Raw genomic sequence first — 17,509 nt, forward strand, 5'->3', positions numbered from 1 at the left:
CGCTGCTCGTTCCTCGCGCTGCTCGTGCTGTTGACGCTCCCGGTGCCGGCCCAGGCGGAGTTCTTCCGCTACACGGACGAGCAGGGGCAGTCCTACTACGTCCAGGGTCTCGAGAGCGTGCCGGCGCGCTACCGCGCCTCCGCCGTCCCGCTGGGGCTGCGCAACGCGCCTCCATCCACCAGTGCCGGCACGACGATCCGCTACACGCCGGGTCAGCCGATCATGGTGGACGTCCGGATCAACGGCAGCGCCCCTGCAAGGCTGTTGCTCGACACGGGCGCCGACCGCACGCTCATCAGCCCCCGGGCGCTGGCCGCCGCCGGCGTGTCGCTGACGCGCCCCTTTGCGCAAGGCCAGATCGTGGGGGTGACGGGCACGGACCGGGTCTCCTTCGTGCTGATCGACTCGCTCGAGGTCGGTGACGCGCGCGTGAACCGCCTGCCGGTGGCGGCATACGAGACGGCTCAGCTGCCGGGTGATGGACTGCTCGGCCGCGATTTCCTCGGCCGGTTCACGGTGAACATCGACTCCGACCGCGGCGTCGTGACCATCTCGCCCAAGTAGCGGGCTGCCGACCCACCGTCAGGTCCGAGGCGCCCGCGCGTCTGGCGCGGGTCCCGGGCGCCGCCCGGTCGGAGCGGGGCGTCCGAAGGGGGGCCGCCGCGGCCCCCTCCGATGGACTAAGACCCAGAGGCCTGCGAGTCGGCGGTCTTCCTGACCGAGTGCCCGGGGCCGGTGTGGTCGGGCCGGCGGCCGGCGTCCCGAGGGCCGGGGCCGGGGCGGATCTCCAGGCGCTGCATCATGCCGATGTCCTCGTGGTTGAGGACGTGGCAGTGCATCACGAAGCCCCCGACGGTGTCCGGGTCGAAAAACGTCCGAAACGTGATGGACCCGAACGACGCCTGGTTGATGTTCACGGGATTCGCGCCCGGCTGGGGCTGAGCGGCGGGCACCAGGACCGTGTCGCGCCACTGCGGGACGCGCAAACGCTTCCCGTTGACGTGGGTGACCAGAAACGGATTCTGATGAATGTGGAAGGTGTGGTCCGAGAACGAACGGTTGATGATGGTCCACTCTTCGCGGTTCCCCACGAACATGTCGTCGAACAGCGGCTCGTCGTGGTGGAACAGGGACTCCTTGGCGAAGTTGATCAGCGGCTTCGCCGGGTTGCCCGACGGCGTGCCCGGGTCGTTGTCGTCCCGCATCATGTTGAGCGACGTGAACGGGGTGCCTCCCCAGAACGGGGGGTTATACCGTTCCTGGTACCAGCCGCAGGTCGGTAACCGCGACCCCAGCGCCTGCATGAAGACTCGCTCCCCGCAGATCTCGAACACGATCTTGCGCACCACGTTGGGGGGCGTGCTGAGCATGGTCCGGATGCTCGGGATGGCCCGCGGCACGGGCAATGGACCCGTGGGCAGCCGCATGCTGCGGGTCGGTCCCGAGACGATGATGGTGGCCAGGGTGACCGGCCACGTGGGGTTGGGGAGGTCGAAGCTGAAGCGGACGTTCCGCGGCGCCGGATCGATACCCGTGCCCGAGATGACCGGCCATCCCGGAGAAGCGCCGGGGTCGAGAGCCTGCAACTTGTAGACCCCGGGTCGGCCCGCCTTGACGAGCACGTCCCCGCGCTGGCCAGTGCCCAGCACGTACGGCACCCCCGGCGGAAGGGCCTGGACGTTGGGGGCCGTGATCCCGTCGTTGGCGACGATGTTCATCGCGTGGCCCTGCAGGGCCACCACCAGCGTGGCGCCCGAGGCCGCGTTGAGGAACCTCCACCGCTGCACCTCGCCCGGACTCATGTGCAGGGCCGGATTGGTGACGCCGTTCGTCGTCATGAAGAGGCGACCGTTCTTGAGCGTGCTCCACAGCCCGGGGTTTCCAGTGACGGGATCCGTCCCCAGCTGCATGGCGGAGGGATTGACGAAGGGCAGCCGGCCATTCTGGTCCGTGCGGATCTCTTGAAAGGCCATCAGGACGTCCCGGGCGGCCTTGACCTCGGGGAGGTCGTCGAGGGTTCCGGGCCCTCCCTCGACGATCAGGAACCCGGCCATGCCGCCGAAGAGCTGAAAGCTCACGGAACCGTGCTTGTGCGGGTGGTACCAGAACGTTCCGCTCTGATGGTCGCCCGGGAGCTGGACCCGGATCGGGCTGCGGGAGCGTGGCTCCATCAGCCGCAAGACGTTGTCCGAGATCCCGGCCGGCGAGACCGTCCACCCGTGTGTGTGCAGATTCGTCGTGTAGGGGTCGTGCGGGAAGTTCCCCCCGCGCTGACGGGCGGGATTTCGCGGCAAGTCGTTGAGGAGCAGCAGATCCAGGGCGTCCCCCGGCTTCACCCGGAAGGTCGGCCCGGGAATTCGTCCGTTGAAGGTGGGCGTCTGGACGACGCGATTCACGCCGGTGACATCACGAATGACGTTGCGCGCGATGACGGCGCGGAGATTGAAGCTCAGCATGGCATCCGAGGACTCGTAGACGTCGGGCTGCGGGAACTCGGGAACGCTCTGGCCATGGGATCCCGTGTCGACGCCGAGCTGGACGAACGCGGCCACGGCCAGGCACGACGTTGTAACGACGAGCAATCTCACCCAGGTGCGTCGAACCATGGTGGATCCCTCCCTGGATCGCCTTGGTTACGGCGGTCGCTCGGCCTTCAACGCGGCGGAATGGGCCTCCCGGTGGGGGTGAATCCGGCTGCCCAGGGTGACGACCAGCGGGGGACGAACATTGGCGCCGAGAATAGCAGACCCCGCCACACGGCGCAAGGTTGGACCGGGTCGATGTCGGGTCCCCGCGCTGCGGAGCGGCGAGAGCTCAGGCGGGCGGGTGCCGCCGGGCTTCGCGCTCGGCAGCTCCGGCCGCGAGGACGGTCAGGAGCTGATCTCGCGATCGACGCGGATGGTGCCCTGGCGCCCCTCGCGCGGCAGGATCGTCTCGTCCTGGCGGCGATCCTCGACCAGCCGGACCCAGCCGAGGTCGCCGACCACTTCCTTCAGCTGGTCGAGGAGGTCACCGTGTCCCTTGGCCACGATGAGGAAGGTCTGGTCGCCGCCGGAGGGCCCCGCCACGGCCGGCGGCTCGGGCTCGTGCGGACTCGGGAGGTGCTGGGGACCCATGTCCTTGATGGGCGTTCCGCAGGCGCGACACACGATCGGGCTTCCGCAGTGCGGACAGTTCGCCACCATGCACCTCCTCGGGCCCACACTGTCCTCCAGGCGGCGCGAAAAGTCAAGCAATAAGAGGGGTTCCCGCTCGTTTTCTTGACATTCCGAGCCGGAGGAGGGTAAAGTACCCGGTCGGAGGCTCGTCGCCACGGAGGGGTCGGGGTTGTTCAAGGGAATTCAGCGCTTTTTCGGGTTCGACACCGACGAGGAGGAGCTCTCCTCGGCGGGTCTCCGCCAGCCGGTGCTCTCGGCGTCCGCCTTCCGCGTGGGTGAGAAGCTCGCGATCAAGGGCGAAATCGTCGGGGAAGGGGACCTCGAGCTGGCCGGGAAGTTCGAGGGATTGATCAATGTCCACGGCACCGTCGTGGTCGGCGACCGCGCCGAGGTCGACGCGGATATCACCGCCTCGACGATCGTGGTCGGCGGAAAGGTCCGCGGGAACCTGAACGCGGCGGGGCGCGTGGAGATCCTCCCACAAGGCGTCCTCACGGGAAACCTGAGGACCGGAAGCTTCGCGGCGGCCGACGGGGCGTCCGTGAAGGGCGAAATCCTCGTCGAGCGGGGGACCAAGCCCAAGCCGGAGGTCATGGGATCGCCATGAGATCGGTCGGGATCGCTGCGCTCATTCTCGCCCTGACGGGGCCGGCTGCGGCGGGGGAGATCATCCTCGCGAACGGGAGTCGGCTCAGCGGCGAGCTCGTGAACGAGGTGCTCCTCGTCTCCACCGGAACCGACCTGGTCGAGGTCGCGCCCGAGCAGGTGCGCCTCATCACCCGGGACGAGGTCCGCCTCAAGGACGGCCGGGTCCTGCGCGGCGCGCTGGTGGGCGGTCGCCTGAAAGCCCGTACCCCCCTCGGCGAACTCGCGATCAGGACCGAAGAGCTGCGCGCCTTCCGCGCCGAGGGCGTCGCGGTGACCTCGGCCCCGGCGCCGGCGTCCCCGCCACCGCCGGCCGCAGCGCCGCCCGCGGTCGGGCCGCCCGCCCCGCGTGGACCGGCGCCGGTCCCGGCGCTGCCAGCGCCGACGCCCGCGCCGACCTCGCCGGCGGCGGAGGCGGCGCTGCCCTCCGTCACGCTCTATCAGGCAATCCCGCCGGCGCCTGCCGGGTCCGGCCGATTGTCGAACCCCGCCGCGGCGGCCCCATTCACCCCCTCGGTCCCGGCCGCCGACGCCGCGGGCCCTGACGGCACCGTGGTGGCCTCGGTCGGGTCGGGCGCCGGGCCGGCTTCCGGCGCGGGGAAGCGACTCGAGGTCGCCGTCCGCGAGAACGTGCTCCGCCGCGATGCCGTGGAGACGGCCGCGCCCGTGGGGAGGGTGCTTCGCGGCGAGCAAGTCACCTACCTCGACTCCATCGACCGCCGGCTGCGGATCTTCAACACGCTGATCTTCGACGGCGGCCACTGGATCAAGATCCGCGCGGCCAACGGGGCCGAGGGCTGGGTCCCGGCGGCGGTGCTCCGCGAAGTGCCGTGATCGGCTGGGGACCGCTCGGCGACCTCCCGCCGATCGCGCGGTGGGGGATCCTGAGCGTCGCCGGTCTGCTCCTCAGCCTCCTGGTCGGGGCCGGGGTCTGGACCTTCCTCCAGCACCGGGAGGCGACGGCGCGCCAGGCGTTCGCCGCGGCGAGCGCGAGCTATCGCCAGGCGATGGCCAGCCCCGAGCCGGCCCGGCTGGCCACGGCCGCTCAGGCGCTCACGCAGTTCCTCAGGGACTATCCTCGGATCTCCGCCGCCGCCCAGGCCTCGTATCTCCTCGGTAACGTCCAGTACCAGCGCCGCGAGTACGACGCCGCCCTCTCGGCGTTCGGCGAGGCGGCCCGGCGCGACGCCGGCAGCGTGGGGGCGCTGAGCCGTCTGGGCGCGGGCTACACCTGGGAGGCCAAGGGAGACCTGGCGCGGGCGCTCGAGACCTACCGGGACGCGCTCCAGGGGCGCCAACCGAAGGAGTTCCTCTACGGCGAGCTCCTCCTGGCGACCGGGCGCGTCCAGGAGCAGCTCAAGCAGCCGGCGGCCGCCATCGCGACGTACCGGCAGCTTCTCCGCGAGGTGCCCGACTCGGCCCGGGCAGAGGAGGTCCGGATCCGCCTCGCCATCCTGGGCGCTCGCGCCGCCTGAGCGCCTCCGACCGGCCGCGAGCCGCGACGCACGCCCAGACCCCCCGTTCGACGCATCCTGAGCGCTCCGGGCTCAACTCGACAGAAGATCCCTTATCGGACATTCGCGAGCCGGGCAGCGTGGCGCTTCGCGACCTCGCCCTCGGGAGGAATCCGGCCGGTCAGCCCGGGATCTGAGCCTCCTCGGGCAGCCGCTCCCAGTTCGGCTTCCACTCCGGGAGCCGCCACCCGAGGGGCTCGACGAGCGCCCGCACCTCGCTCGCGAACGCCTGGCGAACCTCGTCGTTATCGCGCACCTTCAGGCCGAGCTGGCGGTAGAGCCGGTTCTTCGGGCTCCCCGGCCGGCCGAAGATGTTCATCGTCCGGACGAACCACTTGTGAAAGGTCCGCTCCGCCTCGTCCCGCGTGGCCGCGGTCTCGGCCAGGCGCTTGACCCACAGCTCCCCGTGGCGGATGTGCATCTTCTCTTCCTTGAAGATCCCCTCGATGGCCCGGACCCAGGGCCCGTAGGAGCAGCGCCGCGCGTCCTCCAGCTGATGGCCGGCCCCGCGGTCCATGCAGAAGTTGAACATCACGAAGTCCGCCCAGGTATCGATCGGGTAATAGAAGATGTTCACCCGCTTGTCGGTCGACAGCCGCGCCGTCCCGATGTCCGCCTCGGGGTCCTCGAGGCGCCGGCCGAACTCCTGGTCGTGCGGTCGGACGTGTCCCTCGACGTCGAAGCCGAGCTCCTCGAGGAGGTCGTACATCACCTTGGCGTGGCGGGTCTCGTCCTTGACGATCTGCGCCACCACGAGCTTCTCGTCGACAGTCGGGGCCTTCATGATCCACGGGACGTAGCCGTAGGCGCCGGCCAGCTCCGAGTCGGCCTGCATGGTCATCAGGTGGACCAGGTTCGCCCGGTACACCGAGCTCATCTCGTCCGGGGACTGGATCTTGTCGCCCGCGGCGATCTTGGCCAGCAGGCGCTCGTGCGTGTCCCGATCCTGCTCGTTCATCCGGTCCTCCTTCACGGGCGCTCCGTTCGCTCGACGACCCGGACGGCCTTCCCCTCGCTGCGGGGCACCGTCTTGGGCCCGACGATCCGCACATCGGTCGAGATCGCCAGACCGGCCCGGAGACGCTCCGTCACCACGGCCCGAAGCGCCGCCACCTCGGGGCGGTCCGGCCACCAGCCGCCCCACCGCTGGAGCACGGGATCGGCCACCTCGACCTGGACCTCGAGACGCGGCAGGGGCCCGGCCCGATCGACGACCAGCTGGTAGTGCGGCGCCAGGTCCGGCAGGGCCAGCAGCACCGCCTCCACCTGCGAGGGGTACACGTTGACTCCGCGGATCACGAGCATGTCGTCGGTCCGGCCCCCCACGCGGGCCATGCGGGCGAGCGTCCGCCCGCACCGGCAGGGATCGAGGGCGAGGGCCGAGAGGTCGCCGGTCCGGTAGCGGACCACCGGGAAGGCCTCCTTGGTGAGGCTGGTGAACGTGAGCTCCCCTTCCGCCCCTGGCGGCCGCGGCGCGCCCGTCGCCGGGTCGACGACCTCGACCAGGAAGTGATCCTCGTTGACGTGAAGTCCCTCTCGCGCCTCCGCACACTCGGCGGCGACGCCGGGGCCGATGACCTCCGAGAGCCCGTAGAAATCCACGGCGGTCAGCCCCAGCCGCGCCTCGATCTGGCCCCGCATCCCCAGGGTCCAGGGCTCGGCGCCGAAGGCCCCGTAGCGGAGTCCGAGCCCGCGGCCGTCGACGCCCGCTTCCCGTAGCGCCTCTCCCAGGTGCAGGGCGAAGGACGGCGTGCAGGCCAGCCCCTGGGGGCGGAGGTCCTGCATGAGGAGGATCTGGCGCAGCGTGTTGCCGGAGGACGCCGGCACCACCGTGCACCCGAGCCGCTCGGCCCCATAGTGAAACCCGAGCCCCCCGGTGAACAAGCCATAGCCGTATGCCACGTGCAGGATGTCCCCCGGACGGGCCCCGGCCGCCGCCAGCCCGCGCGCCATGCAGATGCTCCAGGTCTCGAGGTCGCGGCTCGTGTACCCGACGATGGTGGGCTTGCCCTTGGTGCCCGAGGATGCGTGGATCCGCCGCACCTCGGTGAGCGGGACCGCGAAGAGCCCGAAGGGGTAGTGCTCCCGCAGGTCGCTCTTGGCGGTGAACGGGAACCGGGCGAGGTCGTCGAGGTCTCGGACATCGTCCGGGCTCACCCCGGCGGTCTCGAACGCCTTCCGGTAAAACAGGACGCGCTCCTGGCACCAGCGGAGCGCCGCCCGGAGCCGCGTGAGCTGCAGCGCTCGCAGCTCCCCGCGGGGCAAGCTCTCGACCGCCGGCTCCCAGATCATGGACGCCGAGCCCCCGGCCGGGCGCTCCCGATTTCGAGTGGTCTGTCAGGCATCAGACTCCAACCCATGGATCCGGCAGGTCATTACCCGAGTTCACGCCGAGGCGGCACGGGATACTGCTGCTCGACCAGCACGTGGCGGACGAACCCCAGGGCCTCCCGCTGGATGATCAGGTGGTGGGCGGCCTCACGGGCCTCGTTCCGGACACGGTTCCGTGCCGCGGTCTCGGCGACGAGGCGCCGGTACCGATCGGTCCCGGGCCGAGCCCCGGCCTGGAGCGCGTCGAGCCGGCGGTCGAGCTCGGCCAGGCGCCCGAGGAGCACGTCCAGCCGCTCGCCGACCCGCCCGAGCGCCTCGGCCTGAGCCCGGCGGATCTCGGCGGTGACCCGCTGGAGCGCCTCTGCCCGGCTCACACGATCTCCACGTCGGAGACCAGCCACCGCTGCCGGCTGAGGAACCGCGACATCGTCTCGAGCACCTCGGCCGACGCGACCGCGTCCACGCTCACCCGGTCCGGGAGGATGTGGCGGACCTCGGGGTACGAGACCAGCACCCGGCACAGCGTGCGCACGCGCGGGTCCACGTCGAGAAGCCCGCGGTGGCCCGGCCGCCGCCAGGCCTCCTGCAGTGTCACCCGAATCGCCCGCGGGGGGCTCATTCCACCGCCCGATCCGGCCCGATGCCCGCCCGGAGCCGCTGGTAGATCGCGCACAGGCGCGCCCCGAGCGCGTCGGCCGCGAACGGCTGGGCGCCCTCGCGCGCGCCGGAGGCGAGCTTCCCGGCCAGACCCGGGTCGGCCAGGACCTCGAGCACGGCGGCAGCGAAGACCTCCCGGTCCTCGGGGGTGAGGAGTCCCGTCACCCCGTCCACCACGGCCTCCTCCACGCCGGAGGCCCGCACGGCCACCACCGGAAGGCCGCTGGCCATGGCCTCGAGGACAGCCAGGCCCTGCGTCTCGGTGGTCGAGGTGAACGCGAACACATCGGCCGCCTGGTAGTAGCGGACTACCTGAGCCTGCGGCACGCCGCCGCCGAATCGGACCCGCGCCCGGGCGGCGAGCCCGGCGGCATAGTGCCGGAGGCTCTTCTCCTGGGTCCCTCGGCCGACGAGGACGAGCTGAACGGTCGGGTGGCCGACGGCGATCCGCTCGAAGGCGTCCAGCAGGAAGGTGAGGTTCTTCTCCCGGTCGAGCCGGCCCACGTAGAGCAGCAGCGGCGCGGCCGGCAGGCCGAGCGCCGCCCGTGCCGCCGCCCGGTCGCCGGGCTGGAAGAGCCCGAGGTCGACGCCCGTCGGCAGCACCTGGACCGGCCGCCGCACCCCCTGGCCCCGAAGGCGCGCCGCCAGTCCGGCCGAGGGCGCAATGACGAGATCGGCCGAGTTCGCGAACCGCGTGCTCCACGCCACCGCCCGGTCGGCCACGACCGGCCGCGGCAGCGGCACATAGTGCGCGTACTTGTCGTACAGCGTGTGGTAGGTGAACACGAGCGGGCGGCCCAGGCGCCGCGCGAGGCGCCGCGCCGTGGCCCCGAGCAGGAAGGGGTGCTGGGCGTGGAAGACGTCGAGCCCGAGGGCCTCCATCCGCCTCGCGAGCCCCCGGAGTACCGGCAGCGGGAGGGAGAAGTCGGGATAGGTCGGAGCCGGAACCGCCGGCACCCGCATCACGCCCGGCGTCGGCTCGCAGGCTCCGGCCATCCGCGGCGCGATGACGACGACGTCGTGTCCGAGGCGCTCGAGGGTCCGGCGAAGCGTCTCGACCGCCGTCGAGACTCCCCCGAGCATGGGGAGGTAGTTATTCGTGAAGAGGCCGACGCGCAGCCGCCGCCGATCGCCGTCGGCTACATCTTGTACTTGCCGAAGTCCTCCGGCTTGAGGTTCTCGAGCCACTCCTTGAGCTTCTCCTGGTCGTCCGACTCCTTCGGCGCGACCTCAACGCTCTTGGCTCGCCGCACGACGTCCTCGTCCACGAAGATCGGGGCGCCCACCCGGAGCGCCAGGGCGATGGCGTCCGACGGGCGCGAGTCCACGGTGATCTCCTCCTCGCCAAGCCGGAGATGGATCAGGGCGAAGAAGGTGTTGTCGCGAAGGTCGTTCACCACGATCTTCTCGACCTTGGCCTCGACGGACTCCAGGATGCTCTTGATGAGGTCATGGGTCATCGGTCGTGGCGTCGAGATCTTCTCGAGCTCGAGGGCGATCGCGTTGGCCTCGAAGATGCCGACCCAGATGGGCAACGACCGCCGCTCTTCTTCGTCGCGGAGGATGATGATGGGCATGTTCGACACGGGATCCAGGGCCAACCCCCGGACCTTCATCTCGACCCACATGGTCTCTTCCTCCTGGCGACGCGGCCCCAGCGCGCACACCCGGGGGCGATCGAATGGAGATTTCGGTATAGGTGACGCGCCTTTTGGGATATCGCCCCCACACTACCACCCACCCCGGGGGTTGTCAATCAAGCCACCGCCGGGATGGGACCCGGAGCGCGCCGCCGAAAAGAATCGCGCGCCCCGGCGGTCTGACCCTCCAGGGAGCGCGCGCCGCGTCGAGCCGCGTTCCGAGCGGCGGCTGAGCCGCCACAACCGAGGGGGGGCATCGGTCTTCCGAGCCCACCCCGAAGAGCTGGGCGTGTGTCGGACTGAGGAGCGCCCGGGACCGAGTATGCTCTGCACTGAGCAGCGGCCCGAGCGGCGGCTTCGCCGCCGCAACCTCCCGGGGGAGGTTCGGGAGGGGGCCGCCGAGGCCCCCTCCCATCTCCTAGGCGCGGCTCGGGCTCTTGGCGGTCCGCGGCGGCTTCTTCCCGTTGCCGCCGTTCCAGACGAGCGGGGGCTTCAGCTCGAAGCGCGCTTCGAGTCGGGCGCGGCGCTCCTTCCACCCCTCCTGGTACTCGAGCTCGTCCTCGTGGAGCGTGGCCGGCTGCTTGATCCCGTGGGCATTCCGGAACTGCACGGCCAGCTCCGAGGCCCGCTGCCGCACCCAGTCCCACGGGGTCCCGAGGGCGAACTGGTCGGAGAGGGCGCCGATCCGGCCCGTGTTGAGGTTCACGGAGAGGGTGACGCACGAGAGGATGGGCCCCGACCAGTAGGAGGTCTGCCAGTTGATCGGGACCGGGAGGATGTGGAGGTTGTGGCTGCCGCGGCAGTCCCCGGCCACCATCGGACAGGCCGACCACGGGGAGGTCAGCTCACCCGGCGCCGGCCAATCACCCTGGGCGAAGGCGATGAGCACGGGATCGTCCTTGCCGCCGTAGGTGAAGCCTTTCTTGGTCTTGATGTTGTGCAGGCGCTCGGCGGACACCACGAAGCCGAGCTGCGACTTCTCCCCGCGATCGTCGCGCGTCCAGATCCGCGCCACCACGAAGCGGGAGGATCGGGTCAGCCCCTCGATGTCGTACAGATCCTCGGGCGCCCGGAGCGTGATCACCTTTTCCTGGAGACCCTTGCCGAGCTCCTCCATCTTCCCGTCCAGCGCCCGCTGATCCTTGGGATGTGCGCCCGCCTCGATCGCCTGGGCCTTGGTGTCGAGATCGACGATCTCGAACAGGTAGCCGCGCTTCATCTTGGAGGAGGCGATGACCAGCCCGCTGTTGAAGCGCGGCAGCATGTAGGCGCCCGTCGCGAAGTAGTTGAAGGCCATGGGCTCGGTCTTGTCGGCGAACGAGAGCACCACCGTCTGCGAGGGATTCTCCGGCCGGACCGGCAGCGGCAGCACCACGCTGGCCGGCCCCGCGCCCCGCAGGTTGCCCGTGAAGGCGTCGGCGATCAGGTCCTGGCCGGGGCCGTAGAGGCCGAGCTCGGTGGCCTTGGCGGTGCCCTCCAACAGGGCGTCCCACATGAGCTCGTCCACCACCTCCATCGGGACCTTCTCGGTCATGATCCCGGTGACCCCCACGTCGTCCCCGGTGTGTGTCACCATCAGGGAGCTGAAGATCGGGGCGCCCTGAAAGCTGTTGTTCTGGAGCACGAACCGCGCGATGACGCCCTTGACCTCGTCGGCCGCCACCACGTGGCCCCCGACCCCGCCCACGTCGGCCTTGGTGGCTTTGACGAAGCGCTGGACCAGCTCGGGCTTCTTGGCGAAGACGTACGACTTGTAGGAGAAGATGTTCGGGGTGTTGGTGACGATGATCTTCTCGGCAGTCGTCGGTGGGAACTCCTGGAGGTTTTCTCGCGATTGGTGGTACTGGCCGAGGGGGATGCCGCCGCCGCTCCCGTTGGAGCCGTACCGCTTTGCCATGAACTGGCCTCCATCCGCGTGTGGGGGTGGGAGAGCGCCTCCGTGAAAAGCCCTGGTGCTTTTACCCTAGCTTGATAGAATCGGACGTGTCAAGCTAAAAGTTGCGGATCGTGCAATTTTTTGCTCACCCCGGGAGTCAGTCATGCGCGGACGCCAGGACAACGGGCAGGACGAGGTACGGCAGATGGTGCGCTGCGTGCAGCTCTACTACCGCGCGCAGCGCCATCAGAACGAGATCGCGCGGGAACTGGGCATGTCGTCGTCCAAGGTCTCGCGCCTCCTCAAGCGCGCCTTCGCCGAGGGCGTCGTCCGGGTGGAGCTCGAATTGCCCAAGCGCCCGAAGCTGGAGGCGGCGCTGGTCGAGCGCTTCAGCCTGCGCGACGCCGTGGTGATCCCGTTCGGCGAGGCGCGGGACATCAAGGAGGACCTGGGGGCGGCGGCCGCCCGCTACTTCGAGAAGGTCGCGGCCGATCGCGTCCGCGTCGGGGTCTCCTGTGGGTACACCCTCTACTGTCTCATCCGGGGCCTCCGGGAGCGGCGATTCCGCGACCTGGAGGTCTATCCCCTCTCCGCCGAGACCACGCTCGAGCTGGTGGACCTGTTCCCCAACACGCTGGTCGGCATGATGGCCGCCAAGTACCGGCCCCACGTCCGAGCCTACGCGCTGCCGGGCCAGGTCCTGGGCTCGCTGGCCGAGATCCAGCAGGAGCGACAGCGGCTCCTCCGCCGTGGCGAGGTGCGACGGATCTACGAGGCCGCCAACAACGTGGACCTGGCGCTGGTGGGGATCGGGATGATCGGCGAGGCCACGGCCGGCTTCTGCTCACTGGCCGAGTTCTACGGGGTGAGCGTCCAGCGCCTCCGGGCGCTCGGGGTCGTGGGCGAGATCAACTATCACCCGTACGATCAGAACGGCCAGATCCTCGACCGCAAGGAGCTCCGGGCGCTGACGCGGCGCGTCCTGGCGGTGACGCCGGGGCGCCTGCGCGAGCTCTCGGCCGAGTACGGGAAGTTCGTCATCGCCGTGGCCGGCGGCCCCGACAAGCGCCAGGCGATCCTCGGCGCCATGCGGGGGCGGTTCGCCAACGTCCTCGTCACCGACGAGGACACGGCCGCCGCGCTCCTGGCGGCGCCCCGGGAGGCCGAGGCCTAGCGTCCGACCCCGCCCGGCACGACCTAGAGGGATTCCTCGAAGACCCCCATCCGGCGGAACTTCGCGTAGCGCTGCTGGACGAGCTCGTCGCCGCTGAGCTTGCGGAGCTCGGCCAGGGCGGCCCGCAGGGCCGTCCGCGTCTCCCCCGCCGCCGCCTCCCAGTTCCGGTGGGCTCCGCCCGGTGGCTCGGGGATGACGCTGTCGATCACGCCCAGCTTCAGGAGATCCGGCGCGGTGATCCGCAGAACCTCGGCCGCCTCCCGCGCCCGCCGCGCGTCTTCCCACAGGATGGCGGCGCACCCTTCCGGGGAGATGACCGAGTAGATGGCGTGCTCCAGCATGAAGACGCGGTCGGCCACGCCGAGGGCGAGGGCGCCGCCGCTGCCCCCTTCCCCGGTGACGACCGCCACGATGGGCGTCCGGAGCCCGGCCATCTCGCGCAGGTTCCGGGCGATCGCCTCGGCCTGCCCGCGCTCCTCGGCGGCGATGCCCGGATAGGCGCCCGGGGTGTCGATGAGCGTGATGACGGGCTTGGCGAACTTCTCGCCGAGCTGCATGACCCGGAGGGCTTTGCGGTAGCCCTCGGGATGAGGCATGCCGAAGTTCCGGAAGAGCTTTTCGCGGGTATCCCGGCCTTTCTGGTGGCCGATCACCACGACTGGCCGCTCCTCGAAGCGCCCGAGGCCGGCGACGATGGCGTGGTCATCCCCGTAGAGGCGGTCGCCGTGGAGCTCGACCCAGTCGTCCAGCAGGAGCTTGACGAAGTCGAGCGTGTAGGGCCGGCGCGGGTGTCGGGCCAGCTGCACCCGCTGCCAGGCCGTCAGGCGCCCGAAGACCTTGCGCTGGAGCCGCCGGAGCCGGTCCTCCAGTTCGACGGCCTCGCTCGCTGCCTCGGCGCGCTCCTCCTGGCGGAGGGCCGCGATGCGCGCTTCCAGCGCCAGGAGCGGCTTCTCGAAGTCGAGGGCCTCGGTCGCCACCTGGGCGTCGCTCCGCGCCGGGGCCTCAGTCGGCCGCGAAGGTGATACTGCCGGCGCCCAGCAGCCCTTCCACCGCGGCCGCCAGCGCGGGCGACGGCCGGACCGTGAGCGCCCGGGCTCGCACGACGACCTCGGCGCGCGAGAGATCGAGATGGAGGTACAGCGGGGCGGGCCCCGGGTACCGGTCGAGGATCGCCCGGAGGGCCTGGAGCTGGGCGGCGGCGTGCTCGGCGTCGGGGACGCGCACGCGGCACGCGACCGGCGCCGGGGGCGCGGGCTCGCTGGTCGCCGCGTCGGCGCCGAGCGGGCGGATCGCCTCGGCCAGGAGCTTGCGGGTCGCGCTGCTTCCCTCGACGCGGCCCCGCACCAGCAGCGGCACGCCGCTCCGGAGGTGCGCCCCGCCCTGGCGGAAGGTCTCCGGAAAGACGGTGATCTCGACGGTCCCGTCCATGTCTTCCAGGGTGACGAAGGCCATGCGGTCGCCGTTCTTGGTGTTGATCTCGCGCATGTCGCTCACCATCCCGCACACGACGACCCGCGCGCTATCGGCCCGGCCGGCCAGCTCGGCGGTGCCAATGGCTCCGAGCCGCTGGGCCTCGCCCCAGACGCGTCGGAGCGGGTGCCCCGAGAGATAGAAGCCGAGCACCTCCTTCTCGTAGAGCAGGAGCTGGTCGGGATCCCACTCCGGCACCGGAGGCTCGGTCGGCGCCGGCACCGCCGCCGGCACGCCTCCCGCCATCAGATCGAAGATGGAGGCCTGCCCCTGCTCCCGCTCCCGCTGGGAGCGCTGGCCGCGCTCGAAGGCCCCGTCGAGCCCGGCCAGGAGCTGAGCCCGGCTGAGGCCGAGCGAATCGAGGGCGCCGGCCTTGATGAGGCTCTCCACCACCCGGCGATTGACGAGCTGCATGTCGACCCGCGGGCAAAAGTCGGCCAGGGACGCGAACGGGCCCCCCTCGGCCCGCGCCGCCACGATCGACTCGATCGCTCTCTCCCCGACGTTCTTGATGGCGCCGAGCCCGAAGCGGATGGTGTCCCCGGCCACGCCGAACCGCCAGCCCGAGACGTTCACGTCGGGCGGCAGGAGCTCGATCCCCATCGCCCGGCACTCCTCGATGTGGATGACCACCTTGTCCGTGTTGGTCATCTCCGAGGTGAGGAGCGCCGCCATGAACTCGACCGGGTAATTCGCCTTGAGATACGCCGTCTGGTAGGCGACCATCGCGTAGGCCGCGGCGTGGGACTTGTTGAAGCCGTAGCCGGCGAAGCGTTCCATGAGATCGAAGACCTTCTCGGCCACCTTCGGTTTGACGCCGCGCGCCGCGGCGCCGGCCAGGAACTTCGCCCGCTGCTCGGCCATCACCTCGGGCTTCTTCTTCCCCATCGCCTGCCGCAGCGCATCGGCCTCGCCCATGGTGAAGCCGGCCAGCTCCGAGGCGATCTGCATCACCTGCTCCTGGTAGACCATGATCCCGTAGGTCTCCCGGAGGTGCTTCTCCATCAGGGGATGCTCGTAGCTGGGCTTCATCCGTCCGTGGCGGCGGGCCACGAACTCCGGGATCATCTGCATCGGTCCCGGCCGGTAGAGGGCGACCATGGCGATCACGTCCTCGAGCCGCTCCGGCTTGAGCTGGCGGAGCGCGTCCCGCATCCCCACCGACTCCAGCTGGAACACGCCGAACGTCCGCGCGTCGGCCAGGAGCTCGTAGGTCTTCGCGTCATCGAGCGGCAGGCGCTCGGGATCCAGGCGGATGCCCCGGCTTTCCTCGACGAGCTGGACCGTGTTGGCGATCACCGTCAGCGTCCGCAGCCCCAGGAAGTCCATCTTGAGCAGCCCGAGCTTCTCGATGGGCCCCATCGGGTACTGGGTGATGACCTCGTCGCCCTTGGGGTCCTTGTAGAGCGGGACATGCTCGATCAGCGGCTCGTCGGAGATCACCACCCCGGCCGCGTGCTTGCCCGCGTGGCGGGAGAGGCCTTCCAGGCGCTTGGCGATCTGCCAGAGCTCGCCGACTTCGGGCCGCGTCTTCACCGCCTCGGCCAGTGGCGGGGACTGCTTGAGGGCCTCGTCGAGGGTGATCTTGAGCGTCTCCGGCACCAGCTTGGCGATCCGGTCGACCTCGCCGAACGGCATCCCGAGGACGCGGCCGACATCCCGGATCACCGCCTTCGCCTTGAGCACGTTGAACGTGATGATCTGGGCCACCCGGTCGCGGCCGTACTTCTGCTCGACGTACCGAATCACCTCGTCGCGACGGTCGTCGGCGAAGTCGATGTCCATGTCGGGCATGGACTTGCGGCCCGGGTTCAGGAAACGCTCGAAGAGAAGCCCGTAGCGGAGGGGATCGATGCTCGTGATGCCCAGGCAGTAGGCGACCAGGGACCCCGCCGCCGACCCGCGGCCGGGCCCTACCGCGATCCCCCGCTCCCGCGCGAACCGGATGAAGTCCCAGACAACCAGGAAGTAGCCCGAGAACTTCATGTCACGGATGATCCCGAGCTCCTGCTCGAGGCGGGCGTGCGCCTCGGCGGGCGCCTCCCCATACCGGGTCGTGAGGCCGGCGGTGGCCAGCTCCCGGAGGTATGAGTCGAGCGTGTGCCCCGCCGGCACCTCGTAGCGCGGCAGGTGGAACTGATCGAACCGGAGCTCGAGCTCGCAACGCTCGGCGACGGCCAGCGTGTTCGCGTACGCGTCGGGGAGCTCCGCGAAGACCTTGCGCATCTCCTCGGCCGATTTGAGGTAGAACTCCTCCGTCGCGAACCGCCAGCGGCTGGGGTCGCTCAGCTTGGCGCCGGTCTGGAGGCAGAGCAGAACCTCGTGGGCCCGGGCATCGGCCGCCTCGAGGTAGTGAGAGTCGTTGGTCCCGCAGAGCCCGACCCCGAGGTCTTGAGCGATGCGGGCCGTGCCCTCGATCACGCGGATCTGGTCGGCCAGGCCGTGGGCCTGCACCTCCATGAAGTAGTGATCGCGACCGAAGACGTCGGCGTACCAGCCCGCCACCTGCCGGGCCTTGCCCTCCTCGCCGGCCAGGAGCAGCCGGGACACCTCGGAGTTCAGGCAGCCGGAGAGGAGCAGGAGGCCGTCCGCGTGCTGGGCCAAGAGCTCCTTGTCCACGCGCGGCTTGTAATAGAAACCCTCCAGGTAGCCCCGGGAGACGAGCTTGATCAGATTCCGGTAGCCGGTCAGGTTCCGGACGAGCGCCGTGAGGTGATTGGCCCCTTCGTACTGGCCGTCGAGCGGCGCCTTGTCGAACCGGCTCCCCGGCGCGACGTAGAGCTCCACCCCGAGGATCGGCTTGACTCCCGCGTCGCGGGCCAGGTGATAGAAGTCGGCGGCGCCGAAGAGGTTCCCGTGATCCGTCAGGGCCAGCGCCGGAAACCCGAGCCGGCCGGCGCGCTCGACGAGCCGCTTGAGGTGCGCCGCGCCGTCCAGGAGGCTGTACTCGGAGTGGACGTGGAGGTGGACGAAGTCCGCGCGCTCGCCCATGGGCTAACGCTTCGGGGGGGTCTCGGAAGACCCCCCCGATGCCCCCCCCTCTC

The 17,509-nt window shown here is 70.4% G+C and carries 16 protein-coding genes; 5 read left to right on the top strand and 11 right to left on the bottom strand.

The window, feature by feature from the left end; translation table 11 throughout:
- A partial coding sequence (locus VGW35_06165) for a retropepsin-like aspartic protease (GenBank protein HEV8307235.1) occupies positions 1 to 564 on the top strand: 564 nt, incomplete at its 5' end.
- A 116-nt stretch (positions 565 to 680) separates the two neighbouring features.
- On the opposite strand, the gene VGW35_06170 is transcribed toward VGW35_06165, so the two are convergent.
- The gene (locus VGW35_06170) at positions 681 to 2,606 is read right to left on the bottom strand and encodes a multicopper oxidase family protein (protein HEV8307236.1); all 1,926 of its coding nucleotides are present in this window, start codon (positions 2,604 to 2,606) and stop codon (positions 681 to 683) included.
- A gap of 264 nt (positions 2,607 to 2,870) precedes the next feature.
- The gene (locus VGW35_06175) at positions 2,871 to 3,185 is read right to left on the bottom strand and encodes a hypothetical protein (GenBank protein ID HEV8307237.1); all 315 of its coding nucleotides are present in this window, start codon (positions 3,183 to 3,185) and stop codon (positions 2,871 to 2,873) included.
- Positions 3,186 to 3,327: 142 nt separating this feature from the next.
- On the opposite strand from VGW35_06175, the gene VGW35_06180 reads away from it, so the two are divergent.
- The 3 genes from VGW35_06180 to VGW35_06190 are packed head-to-tail and all read left to right on the top strand — an operon-like array spanning position 3,328 to position 5,278.
- Complete coding sequence (locus VGW35_06180; GenBank protein HEV8307238.1) at positions 3,328 to 3,765, top strand: polymer-forming cytoskeletal protein; 438 nt, start codon at positions 3,328 to 3,330, stop codon at positions 3,763 to 3,765.
- Entirely contained in the window at positions 3,762 to 4,637 is an 876-nt protein-coding gene (locus VGW35_06185) for an SH3 domain-containing protein (GenBank protein ID HEV8307239.1), read from the top strand. The genes VGW35_06180 and VGW35_06185 overlap by 4 nt, the downstream gene beginning before the upstream one ends.
- Positions 4,634 to 5,278, top strand: coding sequence for a tetratricopeptide repeat protein (locus VGW35_06190; protein ID HEV8307240.1), 645 nt, complete (start codon positions 4,634 to 4,636; stop codon positions 5,276 to 5,278). The genes VGW35_06185 and VGW35_06190 overlap by 4 nt, the downstream gene beginning before the upstream one ends.
- Positions 5,279 to 5,438: 160 nt before the next feature.
- Here VGW35_06190 and VGW35_06195 read toward each other — a convergent pair whose 3' ends face one another.
- From VGW35_06195 to VGW35_06225, 7 genes are all read right to left on the bottom strand, one after another.
- On the bottom strand, positions 5,439 to 6,275 hold the full coding sequence (locus VGW35_06195; protein HEV8307241.1) for a Phenylacetic acid catabolic protein: 837 nt from the start codon (positions 6,273 to 6,275) through the stop codon (positions 5,439 to 5,441).
- A gap of 11 nt (positions 6,276 to 6,286) precedes the next feature.
- Positions 6,287 to 7,609, bottom strand: coding sequence for a phenylacetate--CoA ligase (locus tag VGW35_06200; protein ID HEV8307242.1), 1,323 nt, complete (start codon positions 7,607 to 7,609; stop codon positions 6,287 to 6,289).
- Between the two features lie 83 nt (positions 7,610 to 7,692).
- Complete coding sequence (locus VGW35_06205) at positions 7,693 to 8,022, bottom strand: hypothetical protein (protein HEV8307243.1); 330 nt, start codon at positions 8,020 to 8,022, stop codon at positions 7,693 to 7,695.
- Positions 8,019 to 8,267, bottom strand: a complete 249-nt coding sequence (locus VGW35_06210; protein HEV8307244.1) for a hypothetical protein — start codon at positions 8,265 to 8,267, stop codon at positions 8,019 to 8,021. Before VGW35_06210 ends, VGW35_06205 begins: the two co-directional genes overlap by 4 nt.
- Positions 8,264 to 9,388, bottom strand: a complete 1,125-nt coding sequence (locus VGW35_06215) for a glycosyltransferase (GenBank protein HEV8307245.1) — start codon at positions 9,386 to 9,388, stop codon at positions 8,264 to 8,266. The genes VGW35_06210 and VGW35_06215 overlap by 4 nt, the downstream gene beginning before the upstream one ends.
- A gap of 56 nt (positions 9,389 to 9,444) precedes the next feature.
- Entirely contained in the window at positions 9,445 to 9,933 is a 489-nt protein-coding gene (locus tag VGW35_06220) for a bifunctional nuclease family protein (protein ID HEV8307246.1), read from the bottom strand.
- Positions 9,934 to 10,363: 430 nt separating this feature from the next.
- On the bottom strand, positions 10,364 to 11,842 hold the full coding sequence (locus VGW35_06225) for a fructose 1,6-bisphosphatase (protein ID HEV8307247.1): 1,479 nt from the start codon (positions 11,840 to 11,842) through the stop codon (positions 10,364 to 10,366).
- A gap of 142 nt (positions 11,843 to 11,984) precedes the next feature.
- On the opposite strand from VGW35_06225, the gene VGW35_06230 reads away from it, so the two are divergent.
- A complete protein-coding gene (locus VGW35_06230; protein ID HEV8307248.1) occupies positions 11,985 to 12,995 on the top strand; it encodes a sugar-binding domain-containing protein in 1,011 nt (336 codons plus the stop codon).
- Between the two features lie 23 nt (positions 12,996 to 13,018).
- Here VGW35_06230 and VGW35_06235 read toward each other — a convergent pair whose 3' ends face one another.
- Both VGW35_06235 and VGW35_06240 read right to left on the bottom strand, forming a co-directional pair.
- Positions 13,019 to 13,972 (bottom strand): acetyl-CoA carboxylase carboxyltransferase subunit alpha, encoded by a 954-nt coding sequence (locus VGW35_06235; GenBank protein HEV8307249.1) that lies wholly within the window; start codon positions 13,970 to 13,972, stop codon positions 13,019 to 13,021.
- A gap of 25 nt (positions 13,973 to 13,997) precedes the next feature.
- On the bottom strand, positions 13,998 to 17,456 hold the full coding sequence (locus VGW35_06240; protein ID HEV8307250.1) for a DNA polymerase III subunit alpha: 3,459 nt from the start codon (positions 17,454 to 17,456) through the stop codon (positions 13,998 to 14,000).
- Positions 17,457 to 17,509: the final 53 nt, after the last annotated feature.

The organism is Candidatus Methylomirabilota bacterium (assembly GCA_036005065.1).
GTDB lineage: Bacteria > Methylomirabilota > Methylomirabilia > Rokubacteriales > DASRDR01 > DASYQW01.